This window comes from Streptomyces pathocidini (assembly GCF_001418495.1).
Classification (GTDB): domain Bacteria; phylum Actinomycetota; class Actinomycetes; order Streptomycetales; family Streptomycetaceae; genus Streptomyces; species Streptomyces pathocidini.
Map to the genome: position 1 here is coordinate 1 of NZ_LIQY01000612.1, position 2,651 is coordinate 2,651.

4 protein-coding genes are annotated in these 2,651 nt (G+C 73.9%); all 4 read left to right on the forward strand.

Annotated elements, in window-relative coordinates:
• On the forward strand, nucleotides 1-710 hold a 710-nt coding region (locus tag AOK16_RS23505), incomplete at its 5' end, for a thiolase C-terminal domain-containing protein (protein WP_420865400.1).
• An 8-nt stretch (nucleotides 711-718) separates the two neighbouring features.
• Nucleotides 719-1,159, forward strand: coding sequence for a Zn-ribbon domain-containing OB-fold protein (locus tag AOK16_RS23510; RefSeq protein ID WP_055474141.1), 441 nt, complete (start codon nucleotides 719-721; stop codon nucleotides 1,157-1,159).
• Entirely contained in the window at nucleotides 1,156-1,920 is a 765-nt protein-coding gene (locus AOK16_RS23515) for an enoyl-CoA hydratase/isomerase family protein (protein ID WP_055474142.1), read from the forward strand. Before AOK16_RS23510 ends, AOK16_RS23515 begins: the two co-directional genes overlap by 4 nt.
• A gap of 194 nt (nucleotides 1,921-2,114) precedes the next feature.
• On the forward strand, nucleotides 2,115-2,651 hold a 537-nt coding region (locus tag AOK16_RS23520; RefSeq protein WP_240483721.1), incomplete at its 3' end, for a hypothetical protein.

Genomic DNA, 2,651 nt, shown 5'->3' on the forward strand with positions numbered 1-2,651 from the left:
GCATGCTGGCCCGCCGCTATATGCACGAGTACGGGGCGACCCGCGACCACCTCTTCAACGTCGCGCTGGCCTGCCGCAACCGGGCCAACCAGAACCCAGCCGCGATGATGTACGAGCGCCCGCTGACCCGCGAGATGTACATGACCTCCCGCTGGATCAGCGAACCGCTCTGCCTGTTCGACAACTGCCTGGAGACCGACGGCGCCCTGGCCTGCGTCGTCGTCTCCGCGGAGCGCGCCCGCGACTGCCGCAGGCGGCCCGTCTACCTCCACTCCGCCGCCCAGGGACTGCCCGCCCAGCACCACGGCATGGTCAACTACTGGTGCGAGGACCCGCTCACGGGCCCCGCCTGGACCGCCGCCCGCCACCTGTGGAAAACGGCCGACTTCGGCCCGCGGGACGTCCATGTCGCCCAGATCTACGACGCGTTCACCCCGCTCATCCCGCTCTCCCTGGAGGGCTACGGATTCTGCGGACGGGGCGAGGGCGCGGCCTTCACCGAGGGCGGGGCGCTGGAGATCGGCGGCCGGCTGCCCGTCAACACCGGCGGCGGCGGGCTCTCCGAGGCCTACGTGCACGGCTTCAACCTGATCAACGAGGGCGTGAAGCAACTGCGCGGCACGTCCACGGCGCAGGTGCCGGACGCCGCGACCTGCCTGGTCACCGCGGGCGAGGGAGTCCCCACCTCGGCCCTGCTGCTGAGGAGTTGAGGAGACCGATGGCCGACCACCCGCTCGCGCCCGTCGTCGACGAGGACGGCGCCCCCTTCTGGGAGTACGCGGCCCGCGGCGAACTCCGCGTCCCCGCCTGCCTCTCCTGCGGGCGGCTGCGCTTCCCGCCCCGCCCCTGCTGCCCGCACTGCCAGTCCTTCGACGGCGAGTGGCGGCGGATGAGCGGCCGTGGCCGGATCTGGTCGTACGTCGTCCCGCACCCGCCGCTGCTCCCCGCGTACGCCGAACAGGCCCCGTACAACGCGGTGATCGTCGAGCTGGCCGAGGATCCGCTGATCCGGCTGGTGGGCAACCTGGTCGCGGCGCCGGACGCGCCCCTGAACTCCATGGACCCGTCCCGGATCCGGATCGGCGCCCCGGTCAGAGCCGCGTTCGCCGAGATCGCGCCCGGCGTCACCGGGCCCCGCTGGCTGCTGGAGCGGCCGTGAGCGTCCGCCTGGAGGTGGCCGACGGGGTCGCGCTCGTCACCCTCCACCGACCCGGCCGGCACAACGCGATCGACCTCGAGACGGCCGGTGGACTGCGCAGCACATGGCGCGAGTTGCGCTCCGACGACGGCGTACGGGCGGTGGTGCTCACCGGGGCCGGCGACCGGGCGTTCTGCACGGGCCTCGACCGCTCGGCCGAGGTCCCCCAGCCCAGCAGCCCGTACTCGATCGACGACCCGCTGCTCACCGTCGGCCCGAAATCCTGCGACCTGTGGAAACCGGTCGTCGCGGCCGTCAACGGGATGGCCTGCGGCGGGGCGTTCTACCTGCTCGGCGAGAGCGAGTTCCTCATCGCCGCCGAGACCGCGACCTTCTTCGACCCGCACACCACGTACGGCATGGTCAGCGCGTACGAGGCCATCGGCATGGCGCAGCGGATGCCGTTCGGGGAGGTCGCGCGGATGTCCCTGATGGGCACGGCGGAGCGGCTGTCGGCGGCCCGGGCTTACGAGATCGGGCTGGTGTCGGAGGTCGTCCCGGCGCGGGAGCTGCCGGCCGCGGCGCTGCGTGCGGCGTCGGTCCTCGCCTCGTACCCGACAGAGGCCGTGCAGGGCACCGTGCGGGCCGTGTGGTCGGCCCGCGAGGCGGCCAGGGCGCAGGCGCTCGCGGGCGCGCCGCATCTCATCGCGCTCGGCAACCTGCCCCCGGAGCGGCAGGCGGCGCTGTTCACGGACCGGAGCCGGGACTTCCGTACGCGGTGACGGGTCGACCCAACGGGCGAAGGGGCCTTTCGCGGCGCGGTCCGTGGTGAACGCGGCAGCGCGGGCGGGCGGTTGACCGCCGCCTGGCCTTGCGGGGTTACCGGGCGTAGCGTCGAGAACAGGACACCGGACAGAACACAGGGACACGCGACACCGGGACGGAACCCGATCCCGGATGCGAGGTGATCCGCGCGATGGTCCGCAACATCCTCGGCTCCGCGGTCGCCCTGGCCGGAGCGGCGGCCGCCGTCTGGAGCCCCTTCCGTGCCTGGTACGGCGGCCGCCTCGGGCGGGACGTCCGCATCGAGGACCTCTTCGGAGGGATCACGGCGCAAGGCTCCGACCTCTTCGCGTCGCTGCTGGCGCCGATGCTCGCCGCCGCGGTGCTGGCGCTGCTCGGTGTGGTGCTGCGGTCACGTCTGGTGGTCGCACTCGCGGGCCTGGTGGCGCTGGCGTTCACTGTCCTGTGGATGGTGCGCCAGGGCCAGGCGGCCGGCAGCCTGACGGCGGGTGGCGACGGCGGGCTCGGCCCGGGCGTTGCGCTGGCGGTCGGCGGCGGCCTGCTGATGCTGCTGGGCGCGGCCATCATGCGCGGCCGCCCGTGCGGGCGCCGGGCACGCGGGCGCGTCGGCGGCCCTGAGCCGCACGAAAACGCCGAGCCGCACGAAACGCGCCCCTACGAGGAGCCCCACGCCCAACCGCCCTACGGCGGCACGGGCCCGCCCCCGGAC

What these genes read in the sequence shown, in the direction of transcription:
- AOK16_RS23510 (WP_055474141.1), top strand. Translation starts at nt 719, where the DNA reads ATGGCCGACCACCCGCTCGCGCCCGTCGTCGACGAGGACGGCGCCCCC.